The sequence below is a fragment of the Streptomyces sp. NPDC018029 genome (genome assembly GCF_044327655.1).
Taxonomy (GTDB): domain Bacteria; phylum Actinomycetota; class Actinomycetes; order Streptomycetales; family Streptomycetaceae; genus Streptomyces.
Genome location: NZ_JBIRFV010000002.1, coordinates 441,927 through 459,687, shown reverse-complemented (window position 1 = coordinate 459,687; position 17,761 = coordinate 441,927). Strand labels below are relative to the sequence as shown.

Annotated in this window: 19 protein-coding genes; 11 read left to right on the top strand and 8 right to left on the bottom strand. The window is 71.5% G+C overall.

What is annotated here, in order from left to right:
• Nucleotides 1–23 precede the first annotated feature (23 nt).
• The 7 genes from ACH4D5_RS06210 (at nucleotide 24) to ACH4D5_RS06180 (ending at nucleotide 6,542) form a co-directional block, all read left to right on the top strand.
• A complete protein-coding gene (locus tag ACH4D5_RS06210; RefSeq protein WP_398299135.1) occupies nucleotides 24–644 on the top strand; it encodes a hypothetical protein in 621 nt (206 codons plus the stop codon).
• 15 nt (nucleotides 645–659) lie between these two features.
• Nucleotides 660–1,826, top strand: a complete 1,167-nt coding sequence (locus tag ACH4D5_RS06205) for a hypothetical protein (RefSeq protein ID WP_398299133.1) — start codon at nucleotides 660–662, stop codon at nucleotides 1,824–1,826.
• A gap of 165 nt (nucleotides 1,827–1,991) precedes the next feature.
• On the top strand, nucleotides 1,992–2,846 hold the full coding sequence (locus tag ACH4D5_RS06200; protein WP_398299131.1) for a phage distal tail protein: 855 nt from the start codon (nucleotides 1,992–1,994) through the stop codon (nucleotides 2,844–2,846).
• A 37-nt stretch (nucleotides 2,847–2,883) separates the two neighbouring features.
• A complete protein-coding gene (locus tag ACH4D5_RS06195) occupies nucleotides 2,884–3,930 on the top strand; it encodes a hypothetical protein (RefSeq protein ID WP_398299130.1) in 1,047 nt (348 codons plus the stop codon).
• A 5-nt stretch (nucleotides 3,931–3,935) separates the two neighbouring features.
• Nucleotides 3,936–5,027, top strand: coding sequence for a hypothetical protein (locus tag ACH4D5_RS06190; protein WP_398299128.1), 1,092 nt, complete (start codon nucleotides 3,936–3,938; stop codon nucleotides 5,025–5,027).
• Nucleotides 5,027–5,215: a hypothetical protein gene (locus ACH4D5_RS06185; protein WP_398299126.1), complete on the top strand. Its 189-nt coding sequence runs from the start codon at nucleotides 5,027–5,029 to the stop codon at nucleotides 5,213–5,215. Before ACH4D5_RS06190 ends, ACH4D5_RS06185 begins: the two co-directional genes overlap by 1 nt.
• Before the next feature lie 160 nt (nucleotides 5,216–5,375).
• Nucleotides 5,376–6,542, top strand: a complete 1,167-nt coding sequence (locus tag ACH4D5_RS06180) for an alkaline phosphatase PhoX (RefSeq protein WP_398299124.1) — start codon at nucleotides 5,376–5,378, stop codon at nucleotides 6,540–6,542.
• 27 nt (nucleotides 6,543–6,569) lie between these two features.
• Here the strand turns inward: ACH4D5_RS06180 and ACH4D5_RS06175 are convergent, their stop codons facing one another.
• The 3 genes from ACH4D5_RS06175 to ACH4D5_RS06165 all read right to left on the bottom strand — a co-directional run bounded on the left by ACH4D5_RS06175 (nucleotide 6,570) and on the right by ACH4D5_RS06165 (nucleotide 9,344).
• On the bottom strand, nucleotides 6,570–6,842 hold the full coding sequence (locus ACH4D5_RS06175; RefSeq protein ID WP_398299122.1) for a DUF3253 domain-containing protein: 273 nt from the start codon (nucleotides 6,840–6,842) through the stop codon (nucleotides 6,570–6,572).
• A gap of 23 nt (nucleotides 6,843–6,865) precedes the next feature.
• On the bottom strand, nucleotides 6,866–8,242 hold the full coding sequence (gene gdhA / locus ACH4D5_RS06170) for an NADP-specific glutamate dehydrogenase (RefSeq protein WP_398299120.1): 1,377 nt from the start codon (nucleotides 8,240–8,242) through the stop codon (nucleotides 6,866–6,868).
• A gap of 181 nt (nucleotides 8,243–8,423) precedes the next feature.
• Complete coding sequence (locus ACH4D5_RS06165; protein WP_398299118.1) at nucleotides 8,424–9,344, bottom strand: 4-hydroxy-tetrahydrodipicolinate synthase family protein; 921 nt, start codon at nucleotides 9,342–9,344, stop codon at nucleotides 8,424–8,426.
• 70 nt (nucleotides 9,345–9,414) lie between these two features.
• On the opposite strand from ACH4D5_RS06165, the gene ACH4D5_RS06160 reads away from it, so the two are divergent.
• Together ACH4D5_RS06160 and ACH4D5_RS06155 are read left to right on the top strand one after the other, a co-directional pair.
• Nucleotides 9,415–10,356, top strand: a complete 942-nt coding sequence (locus ACH4D5_RS06160) for a LysR family transcriptional regulator (RefSeq protein WP_398299116.1) — start codon at nucleotides 9,415–9,417, stop codon at nucleotides 10,354–10,356.
• Nucleotides 10,357–10,475: 119 nt separating this feature from the next.
• Complete coding sequence (locus ACH4D5_RS06155) at nucleotides 10,476–10,892, top strand: DUF6003 family protein (RefSeq protein WP_398299114.1); 417 nt, start codon at nucleotides 10,476–10,478, stop codon at nucleotides 10,890–10,892.
• Between the two features lie 3 nt (nucleotides 10,893–10,895).
• Here the strand turns inward: ACH4D5_RS06155 and ACH4D5_RS06150 are convergent, their stop codons facing one another.
• A complete protein-coding gene (locus ACH4D5_RS06150; protein WP_398299112.1) occupies nucleotides 10,896–11,561 on the bottom strand; it encodes a DUF1345 domain-containing protein in 666 nt (221 codons plus the stop codon).
• Nucleotides 11,562–11,770: 209 nt separating this feature from the next.
• Between ACH4D5_RS06150 and ACH4D5_RS06145 the strand changes: the two genes are divergently transcribed.
• Both ACH4D5_RS06145 and ACH4D5_RS06140 read left to right on the top strand, forming a co-directional pair.
• Nucleotides 11,771–11,959, top strand: coding sequence for an antitoxin (locus ACH4D5_RS06145; RefSeq protein ID WP_398299110.1), 189 nt, complete (start codon nucleotides 11,771–11,773; stop codon nucleotides 11,957–11,959).
• Nucleotides 11,960–12,258: 299 nt separating this feature from the next.
• Nucleotides 12,259–12,813 carry a hypothetical protein gene (locus ACH4D5_RS06140; protein WP_398299108.1) on the top strand — a complete coding sequence of 185 codons (555 nt, stop codon included), beginning with the start codon at nucleotides 12,259–12,261 and terminating at the stop codon, nucleotides 12,811–12,813.
• 80 nt (nucleotides 12,814–12,893) lie between these two features.
• Here ACH4D5_RS06140 and ACH4D5_RS06135 read toward each other — a convergent pair whose 3' ends face one another.
• From ACH4D5_RS06135 to ACH4D5_RS06120, 4 genes are all read right to left on the bottom strand, one after another.
• A complete protein-coding gene (locus ACH4D5_RS06135; RefSeq protein ID WP_398299106.1) occupies nucleotides 12,894–13,211 on the bottom strand; it encodes an acyl carrier protein in 318 nt (105 codons plus the stop codon).
• 34 nt (nucleotides 13,212–13,245) lie between these two features.
• A complete protein-coding gene (locus ACH4D5_RS06130) occupies nucleotides 13,246–15,720 on the bottom strand; it encodes a type I polyketide synthase (protein WP_398299104.1) in 2,475 nt (824 codons plus the stop codon).
• Nucleotides 15,721–15,831: 111 nt separating this feature from the next.
• Complete coding sequence (locus ACH4D5_RS06125) at nucleotides 15,832–16,731, bottom strand: alpha/beta fold hydrolase (protein WP_398299102.1); 900 nt, start codon at nucleotides 16,729–16,731, stop codon at nucleotides 15,832–15,834.
• Between the two features lie 53 nt (nucleotides 16,732–16,784).
• Nucleotides 16,785–17,651 (bottom strand): SAM-dependent methyltransferase, encoded by an 867-nt coding sequence (locus ACH4D5_RS06120; RefSeq protein WP_398299100.1) that lies wholly within the window; start codon nucleotides 17,649–17,651, stop codon nucleotides 16,785–16,787.
• Nucleotides 17,652–17,761: the final 110 nt, after the last annotated feature.

The following is a 17,761-nucleotide window of genomic DNA, read 5'->3' as shown; positions in this document are numbered from 1 at the left end:
CGGACGCTGTCGAAGGAGGGCTCATGTCCGTAACACCCGGCCCGATGGGGCCCCTCGGCAGGGAGCACGCCGAGGCCCAGCGCGCTGTCTCCGAGTGGGTGGACAAGCAGGCCACGCGTCTGGTCACCGACATCGTGAAGGGTCTGCTCCAGCCGGCGGGTGCCAAAGGGGAAACCACCGGGGTCAAGGTGGAGGGGGTCGGCGTCGCAGCGGGTGTCAAAGTGGTCGGCGCCGAGAAGACGCTCTTCGACCTGACGAAGATGGCCGAGGAGGCCCGGCTTCACAGCAAAGGCCAGATGCCTGACCAACTGCAGCTCTCCATCAAGGAGTTGAAGAACACGCTCGACAGGACCCGGGCCACGGTCGGGCGCAACCTCAGGACCGTCGGCGGGCTCTCCAGAGAGGTCCGCCGAGTGGCCATGGCGGCCCGGAACGCGGGGACGGACGCATTCAAGGCCCGGGACATCGCCCTGCGGGCCCAGGCCCTGGCCCGCACGGCACTCGACCGCCAGCGTGCCACCGCCGCGCGGCCCCCGGGCCGCGGAGCACAGCAACAGCAGGTGGACAGCGCCAACATACGTGCGGCGGCAGACGCGATCAGACGCCTCGAAGAACGGGTCGACCAGCTCGTACGAGCCCTGTAGCCAGGAAGGCACCCCATGTCACTCGTACAAGCCCTCAACCGCTCCGCCTCCGGGTTCCGTGGTCTGCGGACGAGCGCGGGGCAGGCCGATTCCGGGGTCGGCAAGCTGCGGGCGACCGTGCAGCAGGCGGACCGGGCCGTCGGCCGGATCAAGAGCGGGCTCGACCGCACGGCCAGTTCCTTCCGCGGGGTCAAGACGCAGGCGGACGCCACCGCCCGCAGCGTCCGGCAGGCCGATCGGGCCATGGACGGAGCCGGAAAGTCGGCCACGCGCGGCGGCGGGCTCATGGGGCGGATGAAGTCGGGACTCCAGGGCGTCACCACCGCGCAGCGCGGCCTGAACACCGCCATGAAGGCGAACGTCTTCGGCGCGATCATGGCGCTGCTGCTCCCGCTGATCACCAAGCTCATCGACATGGCGATGCAGTCCAAGACCGTGCAGCGCATCGTGCGGACGGCGTTCCGGGTCATCGGGCAGGTGATCGGCACGACGATGCGGGCGGCACAGCGGGTCGTGCAGGCCACCTGGAACGCCATCAAGGTCGCCTTCCAGGTCGTCCTGCGAGTGATCTGGACCGTCGTGAAGACGTACTTCACGATCTACAAGACCATCATCACCACCGTGATCCGCGCGGTCCTCGCGGTGATCAGACCGGCGCTGAACTTCCTCCGCGAACGCGTCCCGGCCGCGTTCCGTGCCGTACGCGACGGCCTGCACCGGGCCTGGAACGGCCTGGCGAACTTCACCAAAGGCGTCTTCAACAGCGTCCTCGGTGCCGTGAAGGGGCCCATCAACGCGGTGATCGGCCTGGTCAACTCGGCCATCCGGGCGCTCAACAAGGTCAAGGTGTCCATCCCGGGCTGGGTGCCCGGCGTCGGTGGCAAGACCTTCGGCGTCAGCCTTCCGACGATCCCGACCCTCGCCCAGGGCGGCATCGTGCTGCCCCGAGCCGGCGGCACCCTCGCCCTGCTCGGCGAGGCGGGGCAGGCCGAGGCCGTGCTGCCGCTGAACAGGCTGGAGGCGCTGCTCGCGCGGGGCCCGCGGCCGGGTGCGGGGCCGGTCCGTGCGCTGGGGCCGCAGCAACGCGGCGGTGTGGTGATCGAGAACTACTACGAGGCGCGCGGCGGCAGCGCCCGGCAGACCGCCGAGGACCTGATGTTCCTGATGAAGGCCAGGGGCTGAGGCCCCGATGAGAACCGGGGGTGGCGCGGTGGTGAGCGGATGAACGCGAGGACGGCGGGGACGGTGAGGACAGCGGGGGCAGCGAGAACGCGGTACGCATCCGGCGCGTCCGGCGCGGCGGAGGGTGCAGCCGGGCCCGGTGGGCTGATCGACACGGACGGGCAGGTGCAGTGGGCTGATCTCCTGATCGGGCCCGGCACCGCCTACTGGGTGGCGGCCGAGGGCCTCACCGGGTGGGAGGAACTGCCCGGCCTGGAGTCGTCCGACGCGAACCGTCCGGCCGGGCACGGCGGCTGGCCGGGCACCCAGTGGGCCCAGCCCCGCACCATCACCGCTCAGCTGTGGCTCGCCCCGGACCCGGACGGCGGCCCCGAAGCGGCCCTGGCCGCCCTGCGCGCGCTGCGCTCCGCCACCGGGGTACGGGACGAGGAGGAGTGGCTCGCGGTGCGGCTGTACGGCGAGACGCTGGCCGTGAAGGCGCGCGTCACCCAGCGCGTCGTACCCACGGACCGGCAGTTCCTCGCCGGCCGCCTGGCCAAGGTGACGCTCCAGTGGAAGGCCATGGACCCACGGCGGTACGAGAGCGTCGTGCGCCGGGTCGAGATCGGCCTTCCGCGCCGGGAGCCGGGCCTGACCTGGCCATTGACCTGGCCCTTGAACTGGGGCACCCCGGGGTCCGTCGGCGAGGCGACGGTGGAGAACACGGGAAGCGCCCCGACCCACCCCCTGATCACCTTCACCGGGCCGTGTGTCCGCCCGCGCCTGGCCAACCACGACGACGGCACCTGGCTGGAGTACCGCCTGTCCCTGTCGTCCGGGGACGTGCTGGAGGTCGACACGGCCGAAGGCTCCGTGGTGCTGAACGGGACCGCGTCGCGCCGCCACACCGCGGTCGTCGGCAGTGTCCCCGAGGAACTGTTCACCCTGGCACCCGGTGCCTCCCGGCTGTCCTTCCGGGCCGAGTCCGGTGACGTGGCGCTGGCGTCGGCCACCGTCGCCTGGCGCTCGGCCGAGTGGTGAGCGACCGACCCATCGACCGGCGATCTTGGAGAGTTCCATGACGACACGTTCCGCATGGCATCTGCCCACCGGACAGACCCGGGAGGACACCCGGCTCGCCATGAGCCTCGGGATGGCGTCCTCCGGCCCGCTGACCGCCCGCGGCGGCTGTGCCGTGGGCGGTCTCCAGCTGACCGGCACCGCGGCGAGCAGCATGCAGGCCCGGCTCTCCCCGGGCCGCCTGTGGGTGCCCGGCGGCTCCGCGGCGGCCCAGGGCGGCTACCCGGTCACCGTGGACGCCGACGCCCAGCTCACCTTCGCCGACGGCCATGCCACGCTGCCGCGCATCGACGCGCTCGTGGTGCGGGTGTACGACGCGGACTACGACGCCTCAGGGCGTTATGAAGCCGTTCTGGAGATCGTCCAGGGCACCCCCGCGAGCGCGCCGGTGCCGCCCGCGCTGCCGAAGACCGCCGAGCTGCTGTACGAGGTGTCGGTCGGCGCGGGCGCCTCGGCCACGCGGGGCATCACCTGGGCGACGGCGGTCGCCGACCGGCGCCGCTACACCGCGGCGCTCGGCGGCATCCTGCCCGCCGGGGGCGGGCACGGCGCGCGCGGCAACTACGTCGGCGAGTACCGGGACGTCAACGGACGCCTCGAGCGCTGGGACGGCAGCCGGTGGCTGCTGTACACACCGAACGCCATGCTCAAGCACACCCCCGACCGTGGCTTCACCACCTCCGCGACCTACACCGAGACCCTCGTCGACGTCGTCTCCAACCCCTTCGGCCTCACCTTCGTCGCACCGGCGTCGGGCTGGGTGCACATCGCCATCGGCGCCCACATGTGGGGCGCGGGCGGGAAAGAGGCATTCATGTCGGTGAATGTGCGTCCGGCGGCGGGCGGCACCCCGCTGCTCGGCGCCAGCGACGACCGGGCGGCCTCCCACAACGGGGCAGGCTCGGCCTCCACGTACAGCAACTTCCCGCTCGGCCAGCTCACTCCGGGCAGCCAGTACACCGCCATCGCCGCCTTCAGGTCGGGCACCGCAGGCAACGAGGCCGCCTTCGACAACCTCTTCGTCCGCGTCGACCCGGTGGTCTGACCCCGATGGACAGTCCCTACCTCGCCGTCTTCGCCGACCTGCGCACCAACGACCCCATCGACGCCCTTCCGCTGCAGGGCCTGGAGTTCGACGACTACATCGGCAAGCCGGGATCGCTCAGCGCCACCCTGCCGGTGCCCAACCGGCGGATGGCGCGGCGGGTCGGGGAGCTCCTGGAGGGCCGTACCGCCGTCTACCTCGAACGCGGTGACCAGGTGTGCTGGGGCGGCATCGTCTGGACGCTCACCCCGGCCATGGATGAGCAGGGCATGGTCACCGTCGCGCTCCAGGCCGCCACCTTCGACTCGTACGCGGGCCACCGCCGCATCCGGCAGAACCTCACGTACACCGCCACCGACGACCTCACCATCGTGCGCAGCCTGTGGGAGCACATGCAGAAGATGCCCGGCGGCGACATCGGCGTCGGCTTCGCGCCCGCCCCGGCGGGCACACCGCGCACGGTGACGTATCTCGACGGCGACGAGACGCCGGTGGAGGAGGCCATCGCGCAACTGGCGACGATGGAACCGGGGTTCGAGTACCTGGTGAGCGTGTATCGCGACCCGGCGACCGGCGAGCGCGCCAAGCGGCTGCTGTTCGGCGTCCCCCGCATCCACGTCGGCGAGGGCACCACGGTCCTGGACCTGCCGGGCGACATCCTCACGTACTCCTTCCCCCGCGACGCCACCCGCGGCGGCACCACCGCGCGCGCCCGCGGCGGCACCCCCGAAGGCGCGGACCGCCCCGTCGTCTCGGACGAACACGTGGCGCACGCGCTGATCGGCGCCGGCTTCCCGCGCCTGGACACCACGTCCGACCACAGCAACGTCACCGCCAAGGCCACACTCGACGCCCTGGCCCGCACCGAACTCGCCGCGCTCCGCGGCCCGGTCGTGATCCCCGCCGTCCGCATCCGCCTCGACGCGGACACCACGCCCTCGCTCCTCGGGACGACCGTGCGGCTGCGCATTCACGACGTGTGGTTCAGCGAGGGCCTCGACGCGACGTACCGCGTCATCGGAGTCAAGGTCACCGCCCCCGAGCGGGGCCGCGCCGAAACGGCGGAACTCTACCTCGAAGGCATGGAGGGCCCGTGATGCCGAATCTCCCCGAGGACATCCTGGACCGCATCAAGAACCTGGAACGGCAGGTGCGGCAGCTGACCACGTACGTCAACACGCGTGCGGCGGCGGCTCCCGCGAGGTCGGCGGAGGAAATCGACGACGAAGGTGTGGGCGGAGGCGAAGGCGGGGCCGGGGGCGGGGGAGCCGGTGGGGAGCGGTAGCAGCTCGACCCGTGAACACCGCGCTTCACCATGGTCACAAAGGTTCCCGAGGAGTTGGCCGACTCGTCCCTGACCCTGCCCGTTCAGGGCCTCTACGGTCCCCTGTGACCAGTCGGCGACGTGCGCCAACTCATCGTTCGCTTCTCGGGTAGGAGTATCCATGGACCGTCGCAACTTCTTGCGTGGTGCGGTGTTCGGCACCTCCGCCGCCGTCTTCGGCGGCACCCTCATGCACGGCGCCGCCTACGCGGCCCCGGCCCAGAACGGCACCAGCCCCTACGGCGGTCTGCTGGCCGCCGACGCCAACGGCATCATGCTGCCGGCCGGCTTCACCAGCCGCGTCATAGCCCGCTCGGGCCGCACGGTCTCCGGCACCTCGTACACCTGGCACGGCGCCCCCGACGGCGGCGCCTGTTTCGCCGACGGCACGGGCTGGATATACGTCTCCAACTCCGAGCTCTCCACCGGGGGCGGGGCGAGCGCCGTCAAGTTCAACTCCTCCGGTTCCGTCACGGGTGCCTACCGGGTCCTCTCCAACACCCGTAACAACTGCGCCGGCGGGGCCACTCCGTGGAACACCTGGCTGTCCTGCGAGGAAGTCAGCCGGGGCTACGTCTACGAGACCGACCCGTGGGGCGCGAAGGCCGCCGTCCGCCGGGGCGCGATGGGCCAGTTCAAGCACGAGGCCGCCGCGGCCGACCCGGTCCGCAAGGTGATCTACATGACCGAGGACGAGTCGGACGGCTGCTTCTACCGGTTCGTCCCGACCACCTGGGGCGACCTCTCCGCCGGGACCCTCCAGGTACTCGTCGCGGGCAGCGGCACGTCCGGCTCCTTCACCTGGACGAACGTGCCCGACCCGGACGGCTCGCCCACCTACACCCGCGACCAGGTCTCCGGCGCCAAGATCTTCAACGGCGGCGAGGGCTGCCACTACGCCTCCGACACCGTCTGGTTCACCACCAAGGGCGACAACCGCGTCTGGCGCCTCAACCTGCGCGACAGCACCTACGAACTCGCCTACGACGACAGCCTCGTCACCAACGGCACCCCGCCCCTGACCGGCGTCGACAACGTCACCGGCAGCTCCTCGGGTGACCTGTTCGTCGCCGAGGACGGCGGCAACATGGAGATCTGCGTCATCGCCCCCGCCGAGATCGTGGCGCCCTTCCTGCGCGTCAACGGCCAGTCCGGCTCCGAGATCACCGGCCCGGCCTTCTCGCCCGACGGCAAGCGGCTGTACTTCTCCAGCCAGCGCGGTACGTCGGGCAGCTCGTCCGGCGGCATCACCTACGAGGTCACAGGACCCTTCCGCACCACCGTCTGAGCACGCTCCGCCGAAGCCGGGCGAGGGTCAGCGGACGCGGCGGATCCGGATGGGGCCGCGCGCGTCCGCAGGGTCCACGGGGCGGCCCCCCTGGGTGATCTCGACCTCGCCGGCCGTGACCAGTCGGCGGGCGGCTCGGCGCGCCGGTTCCATCAGGGCGCGCCAGCCGTCGTCGTCCCCTCCGTACACCGCACGTGCGGCGTCGGAGGGGCAGATCGTCGCGGACGGGCTGCGGCGCTCGAGGAGTTCCAGGATGGCCTGTTCCAGGCGCCGGTCCGTCCGCCGTTCGTCGTCCGTCACATCCGTCAGTGTCGCACCGCGGGTCAGATGACGCCCTGGGCGGACATCGCGTCCGCCACCCGCTCGAAGCCGGCGATGTTCGCGCCCGTCACGTAGTCCCCGGGGGCGCCATAGCGTTCGGCGGTCTCGTGGCACGTGCTGTGGATGTCGTTCATGATGCGCGTCAGCTCCTCCTCGACGCGCTCCGCCGACCACGACGTACGGGCGTGGTTCTGGGCCATCTCCAGCGCGCTGACGGCGACGCCGCCCGCGTTGGCCGCCTTGCCGGGCCCGAAGGAGACGCCTGCCTGCCGGAACAGGCGCACGGCCTCGGGGGTCGTCGGCATGTTGGCGCCTTCCGAGACCGCCTTCACTCCGCCCCTGATCAGAGCGGCGGCGTCGTCGGCGTCCAGCTCGTTCTGCGTGGCGGACGGCAGCGCGATGTCGGCAGGCACCTCCCACACCCGGCGGCCCGGCACGAAGCGGGCCGAGGCGCCGCGGCGCTGGGCGTAGGTGTCCACGCGGGCGCGTTCGACCTCCTTGACCTGCTTGAGGAGGTCAAGGTCGATGCCCTTCTCGTCGACCACGTAGCCGGAGGAGTCCGAACACGTCACGGCGTTGGCGCCCAGGGCGGCGAGCTTCTGGATGGTGTAGATGGCGACGTTCCCGGAGCCGGACACGACCGCCGTCCGGCCTTCGAGGGTCTCGCCGCGCTCACGCAGCATCGCCGCCGCGAAGAGGACGTTGCCGTAGCCGGTCGCCTCCGGACGGATCAGGGAGCCGCCCCAGTTGCGGCCCTTGCCGGTGAGGACCCCCGCCTCCCAGCGGTTGGTGATGCGCCGGTACTGACCGAACAGATAGCCGATCTCCCGGCCGCCGACGCCGATGTCACCCGCGGGCACGTCCGTGTGCTCGCCGATGTGCCGGTACAGCTCCGTCATGAACGACTGGCAGAAACGCATGACTTCCGCGTCGCTGCGGCCGCGCGGGTCGAAGTCGCTGCCGCCCTTGCCGCCACCGATGCCGAGGCCCGTCAGCGCGTTCTTGAAGATCTGCTCGAAGCCCAGGAACTTGATGACGCCGAGGTTCACCGACGGGTGGAAGCGCAGGCCGCCCTTGTACGGGCCGAGGGCGCTGTTGAACTCCACCCGGAAGCCGCGGTTGACCCGCACGCGGCCGTGGTCGTCCTGCCACGGCACCCGGAAGACGATCTGACGCTCCGGTTCGCACAGGCGCTCGATCAGGCCGGCTTCGGCGTACTCGGGGCGAGCCGCGATGACCGGTGCCAGTGTCTCGAGGACCTCGCGGGCGGCCTGGTGGAACTCCGGCTGGGCCGGGTTGCGGTGTTCGATCTCGGTGAGCAGCTGGGAGAGTGCTGTCTTCTGCGAGAGAGCTGTCTTCGTGTCGGGTCGCGTGGTCAAAGGAGCCCTTTCTGGCACGGCCGGCGTAGGCGCTCGGCGCCGTTGCCGTGCGCAGGGAGACGCTCGAGCCGCAAGTATGACGCGCATGTAAACACAGCGACCAGCCCCCCGGTCCAGGGAGTGACCACCATGCGAGACCGGGCCACCGGTAGGGCCACCGGTCCGGCCTGCGGACCCCGTGTCACTTCCGGCTCGCGGCCAGGGGTGCCGCCCGGCGGACCGCATCGGCGGAGGCGGCCAGCAGCGGCATGCGGACGGCCGGGCTGGGGATGCGGTTCTGGGCGTGCAGCACTCCCTTGATCACCGTCGGGTTCGGTTCGGTGAAGAGGGCGGCGGAAAGGCGGGCGAGGTCGGCTCCGAGAGCGCGGGCGGGTGCGGCGGAGCCGCGTCGCCACAGCGCGATCATCTCGGCGTAGTCGGCGGTACGCAGATTGGCCGACGCCACGATTCCGCCGTGGGCGCCCGCAGCGATCAGCGGCGAGAGGACGATGTCGTCACCGCCGAGCACGGCGAAGCCGGGCAGGGGCGAGTCGAGCAACTCCATGGTGGTCGGGTCGATCGAGCCGGTCGCATGCTTGATGCCGACCACCTCCGGCAGGCGGCCGAGTGCGGTGATCGTGCCCGCGCTGAGCGTCTGCCCCGTGCGGTAGGGGATGTCGTACACGACCAGGGGGAGGCCGCCGTGCTCGGCCAGCGCGGCGAAGTGCGCCAGGGTCCCCGCTTCCCCGGGGCGGATGTAGGGCGGCGCGGGGACCAGCGCGGCGGCGACGTCACCCCGGGCCGCCAGCTCTCGCAGTGCCGTGATGGCGGTGGCGGTGTCGTTGGTGCCCACCCCGACGATGAGCGGTGCCCCGTGTGCCCGGCACGCGGCCGAGCAGACGCGGATCACCGTCTCTCTCTCCTCGGCGGTCAGCGTGGCGGCCTCGGCGGTCGTACCGAGGGCGACGAGCCCGGAGGCGCCGGCCGACAGCGCCTCGTCGGCGAGTCGGGCCAGCGCCTCGGGGGCCAGGCGCAGATCGTCGGTGAACGGAGTCACCAGGGGGACGTACAGGCCGTTGAAGAGCGGTTCGGTGGTCGGTTCGAGGCTCGATGCGAGGGTCATGCTCTTACCCTGGCCCACACCACTCGGTAGATCCATTTCAGATTCCTGCCGTCACACCTAAGCTGAACTTATGCTCGATGTCCGTCGCCTCCATCTGCTCCGCGAACTCGACCGGCGGGGCACCATCGCCGCCGTGGCCGAAGCGTTGACCTTCACCGCGTCCGCCGTCTCCCAGCAGCTCGGCGTGCTGGAGAGGGAGGCGGGCGTGCCGCTGCTGGAACGCAGCGGCAGGCGCGTGGTCCTCACGCCCGCAGGACGCTCCCTCGTCGCACACGCCGACGCGGTGCTGAACCGTCTCGAACAGGCGGTCGCCGAGCTGGCGGGCGCACGGGACGGCATCGGCGGGCCGCTGCGCATCGGGACGTTCCCTTCCGGCGGCCACACCATCGTCCCCGGCGCGCTGGCCGAACTGGCCTCCCGCCACCCCGCGTTGGAGCCGATGGTGCGGGAGATCGACTCCGCGCGCGTCTCCGACGGTCTGCGGGCCGGTGAGCTGGACGCGGCCCTCGTCCATGACTACGACTTCGTACCCGCGACGCCGGACACGACCGTGGACGAGGTGCCTCTGCTCGAAGAGCCGATGTACCTCGTCACCCATGCCGCGGACACTGCCACGGACTCCGGGTCCGGGAGCACGCTGGCAGCGCTGCTCGGGCCCTGTGCAGAGGTTCCGTGGATCACGGCGCGGGACGGCACGACCGGTCACGCGATGGCTGTACGCGCCTGTCAGGCCGCCGGGTTCCAGCCCAGGATCCGCCACCAGGTCAACGACTTCCGCACGGTGCTGGCTCTGGTCGCCGCCGGGCAGGGGGCTGGGTTCGTGCCGCGGATGGCCGCCGAGCCGAGCCCCGCAGGTGTGGTGCTCACGAAGCTGCCGCTGTTCCGTCGCTCGAAGGTCGCGTTCCGCGCGGGCGGTGGCGCCCATCCGGCGATCGCCGCTTTCGTGGCCGCGGCGACGACGGCGGTCGAACGCATGGCGGGTTCACGAGGCCCGGCCGGCGGCTCTGAGTGAACCGGCCGACCGTGGGAATGTGTGTGCCCTGGGCCGCACCATTCGTGGCCTGGTGACGTCCTGACGACGTCCAGACGTCCAGACGTCCTGATGTCCGAACGAGAAGGCGATTTTCCGCGATGGCCGATGACGCGTACCTGTTCCTCCTCCCCGACCGGCACCCCCGACTGGGAGCGGCCCTCGCCGCCGTCGGTGCCTTGGAATGCACGGAAACCCCTGCGGTGCACGCCTGGTTGCAGGCTCATGAGGCCTCCGTGTCCTCGGAACAGGTCAGGATTCTGCCCGCCGATGCCGAGACGCTCATCCCGAAGGACGCCGAGCGGCTGCCGGTGCCGTTGAGCGAGGAGGAGGCGCTCAAGGTCGAGCAGGAGTGCGCGCCCCAGACCGTCACGGACATGGAGAGCGAACTGCTCGCGTTCCGGGAGACGACCCAGGACTGGCAGGCCCTCGTGCACCGGGCCCTGACCGCGGGCATCCCCGCGCAGCGCATCGCCCGGCTGACCGGACTCGACCCGGAGGAGATCGGCCGCCTGTAGACGTTAGCGGCCGCCCAGTGCGGACACCAGGATGGCGACCGTGACGGTGTTGAAGACGAAGGCGATGACCGTGTTCGCCGCCACGGTCCGTCGCATGTCGCGTGAGGTCACGTCGACATCGGTGGTGCCGAACGTCGTCATCGCGGCCAGGGCGAAATAGACGTAGTCGGCCCAGGCCGGGCTCCGCTCTCCGGGGAATTCCAGTGCCCGCTCGTTCTCCACGAGGTTGTCGGCCTGGAAGGTGACGGCGAAGGCCACGACCACGCAGATCCAGGCGGCGACGACCAGGGCGAGCGCCACCAGGGTGCGGGGGAGCGCGGAGAAGGTGGTGCTGAGGTGGCCGGGAAGCCACAGCACCGCCACCACCAGCGCGGCAGCCGCGATGAAGAGCGACCCCCCGGGGCCGGGCGCGGTTCCGAGGACGTAACGCTGCAGGAATGTGCCGCGGGCTTCGCGCCGCGCCCAGGAGCGGACCTGCTCCGGAGCGACACTCACGAAGACGGTCAAGGTGATGGCGAGGTAGGGCAGCAGGTAGGCGAAGAAGACGAGCACGCCGACATCCGCTGCCGAAATCCGCACCACGGCGTCGATGGGAAGGACCACTGCCGCGCACGCCGCGATGGCCAGGCTCACCGCCGACCGGCGCCGTTCGGAAAGCCAGCGATGCACGGACGAGCCTCTCTGGTCGGGCGTCGGGCCTTGTGTGATCGTGACCGGCTCCGCGCCCGCCGAAAGCGCGGTGCGATCTCCTGCCCTCGAATGAGCGAAACGCTTGCGCCGGAAAGCCTCCAGGCCTGGCCGTGGTGGCTGCGGATGCGGATCGTGCGCTGTGCCCTGACCCTGGATGGGGGGAGGAACGCAGAGAGGCAGGTGCGCCCATGACGGTCATGGACAAGCTCAAGCAGATGCTCAAGGGGCACGAGGACAAGGCCGGCCAGGGAATCGACAAGGCGGGCGACTTCGTCGACGGGAAGACGCAGGGCAAGTACAGCGGTCAGGTCGACACGGCCCAGGACAAGCTCCGGGACCAGTTCGGCTCGGATCAGCAGGAGCCTCCGCAGAGGTAGGCAGCGTCAGGGCGGAAGCGGTCCGGGTGACCGCTGACCGCTGACGCAGACACCGCAGACGTCGGCCCCGCACTCCTCCGGGCAAATCGGAGCGTATGCGGGGCCGACGTGTGCGCGTGCGGCCTCGTCTCTGCCGCCCCTCTCCGCCCCGTCTATGGCCCCTTGGTGCCAGCCTGACGGGAAAATGGCACCACGTGGTGCCACGCATGTGCCATGATGGCGTCATCGAGAGCGCGCTGCCCCGACTCGCGGGCAGGAAGGGCGCGTTCCGCGGAGTCGGCCGTCGGAGGGGTTGCATCATGGGGACAGCACAGAGCGAGGAGCAGCCCGCCGGGCCCGGTGCTTTTGCCACCTTCTTGCGGTTCGTGCTCTGTGGTGGTGGCGTGGGCCTCGCCTCCAGCTTCGCCGTGGTCGCCCTCGCCTCCTGGGTTCCCTGGGCGCTGGCCAACGCCCTGGTCACCGTGGTCTCCACCGTCGTCGCCACCGAGCTCCACGCCCGCTTCACCTTCGGTGCGGGCGGGCGCGCGACCTGGCGGCAGCACGCGCAGTCGGCCGGGTCCGCGGCGGCCGCGTACGCGGTGACCTGCGTGGCGATGTTCGTCCTGCAGCAGCTGGTGGCGGCGCCCGGCGCGGTGCTTGAGCAGGTCGTGTACCTGTCGGCATCCGCACTCGCCGGTGTGGGGCGGTTCGCGGTGCTGCGCCTCGTCGTCTTCGCCCGGAACCGCTCGCAGCCCGCCGCGGCCGCCGTACGCCCCGCGTGTCCCGCGCGCCCCGTGCCGGCGCCCGTGCCCGCGACCGTGGCCCACGCCGCATCGCACCCGGCCGGCCCCGCGGCGCTCTGCCCCGCCGCCTGACTCCGTGCCCGCATGTTTGTGCCCCCGGTGCTCCGTGCGTCCGGGGGCGGGGTGGGCGTCGTGCCCGGGTGGTCCAGGGGTCACGCGGTGGTGTGTGCCAGCTCCTGGCCGAGGTGGTGGGCGAGCTGCGCGGGGGTGGGGTTCTCGACGATGGCGACCATCGCGATCTCCATCCCGGTCAGCGTCATCAGCGTCTTGGTGAGCTCAAGGGCGGTAAGGGAGTTGAGGCCGTTCTCGAGGAAGTTGCTGTCGTCGCTGAGGGTGGTGTTCAGAAGGGTGCCGGCCTGGGTGCGGATGGTGTCGGTGAGGAGCTTCTCGCGCTCCTCGGGGGTGGCCGTGGCGAGCTGCTTCTCCAGCTCGGTGGCGTCCTGGCCGGAGGTGTGGTCGGTGCTGGTCATGACTGCTCCTGTGTGAGTGAGGTGTTGGCGGGCGTCACACCGCGGCGTGCGCGGTGTGGTCGTGCAGCCAGTAACGCGTGGCCTGGAAGGAGTACGTCGGGAGGTCGATGGTCCGGGGGTGGGGCGTGCGCTGGACGAGAGGGGTCCAGTCGACGGTGCCGCCCGTGGTGTGAAGCCGCGCGAGGGCGGTCAACAGGGCGCGTACGGCGGAGGTTTGCGTGCCTTCCGGTGAGAGCGCGCCCAGGTGGAGAAGTGTGTGGGTCTCGGGGGTGGGGGGTGTGGTGGGGGCCGGCGAGGTGAGGTGGTGGTGCCAGTAGTCGGCGGAGGCGATGGGGGTGTCGGCCGGGGCGGTGCTGGTGAGCGTGAGCGTGGCGCGTTGGAACGTCAGCTGCTTCAGCACGGGCTCATAGGCGTCGGGCGGGGCCGGTTGTCCAGCCTCGGTGGCCTGGGCGGCAGCGGCGTGGGCGGCGGCCAGGCGGCACGCGTCGTCGAGGGTGAGGATTCCCGCGGCGTACGCGGCGGCGATGTGGCCGACACCGTCGCCGGTGAGGGTGTGGGGGCGTACCCCCGTTTCGAGGAGCAGCCGCGCGAGCGCGGTGTGGACCGCGAAGCGCGCGAGTTCGGAGTGGGGAGTGGGGAGGGGAGTCGGCAGGTGGGTGTCGAGGAGCGCGCGCGCTTCGTCGAAGGTGGACGCGAAGAGCGGGAACGCCGAGTGGAACTCGGCACCTCCGAAAGCCGCTCCGAATGCCGCACCGGGTTCGGCTCCGGGTGCCGTCTCCGTCGTCACCCCGTCCGCCGGGCGGCCGTCGAAGTGCCAGGCGATCTTCTTCGGGCCGGCCCCGGGCGTGGACCGGACCAGGTCCGGGTGGTCCTCTCCGGCGGCCAAGGCGCGGGCGACGGCGAGGAGTTCGGCGTGTTCGGTGCCGGTGAGGACGGCGCGGTGTTCCAGGGGGCTGCGGGTGGCGGCGAGCGAGTAGGCGACCTCGGCGGGGGAGGGCGCGGGGTCGGTGGCCGCCAGGTGGGTGACGAGGGCCTTCGCCTGTGCCCGCAGGGCCTCGGGCGTACGGGCGGACAGGCTCCAGGCCACCGGGAGTTCCGGGGCAACGGTCGACGTCTGGTCGCGGGCGGCATCCGGCACCGGAGCCTCTTCCACCGGCGGCTCTTCCAGGATGAGGTGCGCGTTCGTGCCGGACGTGGCGAAGGCGGAGATGCCGACCCGGCGGGGCTCCTCGCGGCGGGGCCAGTCGACCGCCTCGGTGAGCAGTCGTACCGCGCCCTTCTTCCAGGCGGCGAGGGGCGTCGGGCGGTCGACGTGGAGGGTCGGCGGCAGAGTGCCGTGCCGGAACGCCTGGACCATCTTGATGAGCGCGGCCGCACCCGCGGCCCCCTGCGTGTGCCCCGTGTTGGACTTGACGGAGCCGAGCCACAGGGGCCGGTCGGGGGAGCGGTCGGCGCCGTAGGTGGCGAGGAGGGCCTGGACCTCGATGGCGTCGCCGATGGGGGTGCCCGTCCCGTGTGCCTCGACGGCGTCGATCTGGTCCGGGGTGAGCCCGGCGTCGGCGAGGGCGGCGCGGATCACGTGCTGCTGGGAGGGGCCGTTGGGGGCGGCGAGGCCGTATCCGGCGCCGTCCTGGTTCACCGCGGAGCCGCGGATGACGGCGAGCACCGGGTGGCCGTTCTTCCTGGCGTCGCCGAGCCGCTCAAGGAGGACGAGGCCGACTCCTTCGCCCAGGCCCATGCCGTCGGCCGCGGCGGCGAACGGTTTGCAACGGCCGTCCTGCGCGAGCGACTTCTGGTGGGCGAAGGCGTGGAAGGTGTGCGGCGTCGACATGACGGTGCCGCCGCCGGCCAAGGCGAGCCTGCACTCCCCGCGGCGCAGCGCCTGGCAGGCCAGGTGGAGGGCGACCAGGGAGGACGAGCAGGCCGTGTCCACGCTGATGGCGGGGCCCTCGAGGCCGAGGGCGTAGGCGATGCGGCCGGAGACGAGGCTGCCGGACGTGCCGCCGCCCAGATAGGGCAGCAGCTCGTCGGGCGCGGTCTCGAGCCGTGTCGCGTAGTCGTGCCCGGTGGCGCCGACGTAGACGCCGGTGAGGGTGGAGCGCAGGGTGTGCGGGGCGATGTGGCCGCGTTCGACGGTCTCCCACGCGAGGTGGAGCATGAGGCGCTGGAGGGGTTCGGTGGCCACGGCCTCGGTGTCGCTGATGTCGAAGAAGCCCGCGTCGAAGCCGGCCGCGTCGTCCAGGAACCCGCCGAGCTCCGCGTACGGGCGTTCCTCGGGGAGTTCCCAGGCGCGGTCGTCGGGGAAACCGGTGACGGCGTCGCGGCCCTCGGACACCAGATCCCACAGGTCGTCCGGGGTGCGGGTCTTGCCGGGCAGCCGGCAGGCCATGGAGACGACGGCGATCGGCTCGTGCTGTGCGGCCTTCAGTTCGCGCAGCTGCTGCTGGGCCTGGTGGAGCTCGGCCGTCGTCCACTTGAGGTATTCGACGAGCTTCTCTTCGTTCGCCACGGGAATGGTCAGCCTTCCTGTTCTCGCGCGTGAAGCCTCAGGTGGGACGAGGTCGGGCAAGGTGGGCAGGCAGGAGCCGCGCGCTGTGGGTGCCAGGGTCGCCGCGGCTGCTTAAGCGGGTCTAACTCCCGCCTTGCCGCCGGGCATCGCCTCGCACGAGCGGGCCAGCAGCAGGAGGTCGGCGGCGATCTCGTCGGGTGCGCCGGCGTGCAGATCGTGGTCGGAGCCCGGGTACCAGCGCACGCTCACCTGTTCCAGGGCCGCCTCGGCGGCGGCCACCCAGGCCCGTACCTGGTCGGACAGTTGGGGGATGGCGGGGATGAGGGGCAGCAGCCGCACCGGCACGGTGATCTTGGGGTACCAGTCGGCCGGTGCCTCCCGTTGCAGGCCGGCGACGATCGACATGACCTGTGTCGAGGTCAGGCGGGGGATGAGCAGGCCGTCCGGCCCGACGCGGTAGTCCGCCAGGCGTGCCTCGATGGAGGTGGGCGACCAGTCGGGGTGGGTGGCCCGCAGGTAGGCGCGCATGTCGGCGGCGCTGGTGGTGCCCTGCTGGGCGCGCCGGACCACGTCGGCGGTGCGCTCCCAGAAGGCGCGCATGACCGGTCCGTCGAACTCGTACCAGCCGCCGTCGATCAGGGCGAGACCGGCCGCCAGGTCCGGGTGCTCGGCCGCCAGGCGCAGCGCGAGGTGCGCGCCCCAGGAGTGCCCGGCCACCAGTGCGCCGGACAGGTCGAGGGCGGTGACGGCCGCCACCAGGTCGGTGACGACCGTCGCGTTGTCGTACCCGTCGGGCGGGGTGTCCGACTCGCCGTGGCCGCGGTGGTCGACGGCGTAGGCCGGGTGTCCTGCGGCGGCGAGACGGGCGGCGACCTCGTCCCACATCCGGGCGTTCGACAGCATGCCGTGCAGCAGCAGGAACGGACGGCCCGGGGCTCCCGGCCCGTCCGCGGGCCGGTACCTGACATTGAGGGAGACGGTCTGCGACACGGGGATGCGGAGGTTCTTCACAGGCGGGCCCTTGTGATCCCTTGTGCTGGGGGAGGAAAGCGGGGGCGGCACGCTCAGGGGCGCTGCGCGGTCGCGAAGATGTATCCGAGCTCGGGCATCTTGCCGAGGGCCGCCTGGTTGTGCAGGAACAGCTCGTATCCCTCTACGCCGATGATGTCCACGTACTCGTCCCGGTGGGCGCGGATCCACTCGACGTAACCGTCGTAGGTCTTGGCGGTCTCGCGGGTGATGTCGGTCAGTTCGAGGACGGTCCAGCCGGCGGCGCGGAAGATGTCGGGGTAGTCCCCGATGTCGGTGAGCGCGGCGTAGATCGTGGTGTCGCTGACGGTGGCGGTCCGGGGCCGGCTGGGGTCGGGGTTGAGGTAGACCATGTCGGCGATCGGCATCCGCGCGCCGGGCTTCACGACGCGGTGGGCCTCGGTGAGCACCTGCTGCTTGTCCGGCATGTGCAGCATGGACTCCAGGGCCCAGCAGTGGTCGAAGGAGCCGTCGTCGAACGGCAGGTTCATGGCGTCGACCTGCTCGAAGCGGACCCGGTCGGCGAGGCCGGCCTCGCGCGCCCGGCGGTTGCCGCGCTCGACCTGGCGGGCGCTGACGGAGATGCCGACCACCTCGACGTCGCGGGCGCGGGCCAGCTGCATGGCCGGGGTGCCGTTGCCGCAGCCGATGTCGAGGACGCGGTCGCCGGGGGCCGGGTCGAGGCGGCGGATCATCTCGTCGGTCATCTGGACCATGGCCTCGTCGAACGTGGCCTGCTGCTCGCCGCCGTCGAACCAGTAGCCGTAGTGCAGATTGCCGTCTCCGAGCTGAGTCATCAGGTCGAAGACCTTGTGGTCGTAGTAGTGGCCGATGTCGCTGGGCTCGGGGGCGACGGTCTTGTTCACCGTCGGGGGCTTCTTGGTCGTCGCGTTCTTCGTCACGGCTTCAGCGTCACCGTGCGGCAGCGGGCGCCACAACCCCACCCCCGCCCCTCAAAAGCCCCTATGAGCCCTCCTCGACCGCCCCTAGGGAGCTGCTCTTGACGCGTTCC